1 protein-coding gene and 1 pseudogene are annotated in these 1,682 nt (G+C 69.6%); both read left to right on the forward strand.

The window, feature by feature from the left end:
- A partial coding sequence (locus AB4Y84_RS20960; RefSeq protein WP_442250850.1) for an FHIPEP family type III secretion protein occupies positions 1–864 on the forward strand: 864 nt, incomplete at its 5' end.
- A 145-nt stretch (positions 865–1,009) separates the two neighbouring features.
- Positions 1,010–1,682 (forward strand): annotated as a pseudogene (locus AB4Y84_RS20965) (flagellar biosynthesis protein FlhF); the annotation flags it as partial.

Below are 1,682 nucleotides of genomic sequence, written 5' to 3' on the forward strand. Positions count from 1 at the left end.
GTCCACATCCGCGACAACCTGGAACTGCCGGCCAACGGCTACCGGGTACTGGTGCATGGCGTGCCGGTGGCCACTGCCGAGATCCATCCCGACCGCGAACTGGCGCTGGACCCGGGCAGTGCCCTCGGTCCGCTGGAGGGCATCGCGGGCAAGGACCCGGCCTTCGGACTGGACGCGACCTGGATCCAGCCACACCAGCGCGCCCAGGCCGAAACCCTGGGCTATACCGTGGTCGACCCGGCCACGGTGGTGGCCACCCACCTTTCGCACCTGATCCGCGAGCACGCACCGGAACTGCTCGGCCACGAGGAAGTGCAGCACCTGCTGGCCAACCTGGCCAAGAGCGCGCCCAAGCTCGTCGAAGATCTGACGCCGAAAGCGCTGCCGCTGTCGGCGGTGGTGCGCGTGCTGCAGAACCTGCTGGTCGAGCGCATTCCGATCCGCCAGCTGCGCAAGATCGCCGAAGCACTGGTCGAACACGCCCCGCACAGCCAGGACCCGGCCACGCTGACCGCCGCCGTGCGCACCGCACTGGGCCGCTTCATCGTGCAGGAGATCGCCGGAATGTCGGCGGAGCTGCCGGTGTTTACCCTCAACCCGCAATTGGAACGTGTCTTGCAGGAGTCCACGCAGGGCAACGGCGCCGCGCTGGAACCCGGACTCGCTGAGCGACTGCACCAGAGCCTGGCCGAATGTGTCAGCAAGCAGGAAGCCCGCAACGAGCCCGCGGTGGTGCTGGTACCTGGCCCGGTGCGAGCCGCGCTGGCCCGCCTGGTCCGCCACAGCGTTCCGTCGCTGTCGGTCCTGGCCTACAGCGAGGTGCCGGAGGACAAGCGCCTGAAGCTGGTCGGAACGATCAGCTGACGCCGCCCTGCAACGCGCCAGAAAACAGACACCACTTTCAAACACCCGCAACAGACAGATTCCAAGGGGAACCCGAACCGTGCAGACCACCGACCATCCGCGTTCTCCGACCGCCACTCCGCCGACTTCGTCCCGTGACCACAGCATGAAAATCAAACGATTCGTCGCCGCCGACATGCGCTCGGCCATGAACCTGGTGCGCAAGGAACATGGTCCTGATGCCGTGATCCTGTCCAACCGCCGGATCGAGGAAGGCATCGAGATCGTGGCCGCCGCCAACTACGATGAGAGCGCCGTGCAGCGCGCCCTGGAAGCGTCGCGCCGCGACGTGGCACCGCCGCCCGCGCCGAAGCCGCGCAGCGCCGCCGACGCAGTGATCGCCGCGGTCACCCGCCGTCGCAGCAGCACCCCGGCACCGGAGCCGGTGGCCGCCACCACCTCGGCCGTTGCCGCCCTCGCCCGCGCCGCCGTCGGCGCTACCGGCCGCACCCTGGACAGCGCCGACGAGATCGTGCCGACGCGTGGCAGCACCGGCTTCGCCGCCACCCTGGCGCGCGCCGCCGTCAATGATTCGACGCTGCCGGAACAGATCTTCGCCCCGTTTGCCGACGCCATCGTGGCGCCCTCGCCCTCGCCTGCGGCAGCCACGCCGGTGAACCGCGCCCGCTTCCAGATCGATCCGCCGCTGGAAGACAGCGCGCAGATGCCGGCGGTGTCGCCGCCGCCGTTGCCGATTGCCCTCCAGGCCACCACGGCACCCGAAGTCGAAGCCTCACACGCGCCGGTCGCCGTGCAGCCGACCGAGGCTGCACCGGCAC

This window comes from Stenotrophomonas sp. 2YAF22 (genome assembly GCF_052114665.1).
Taxonomy (GTDB): domain Bacteria; phylum Pseudomonadota; class Gammaproteobacteria; order Xanthomonadales; family Xanthomonadaceae; genus Stenotrophomonas; species Stenotrophomonas indicatrix.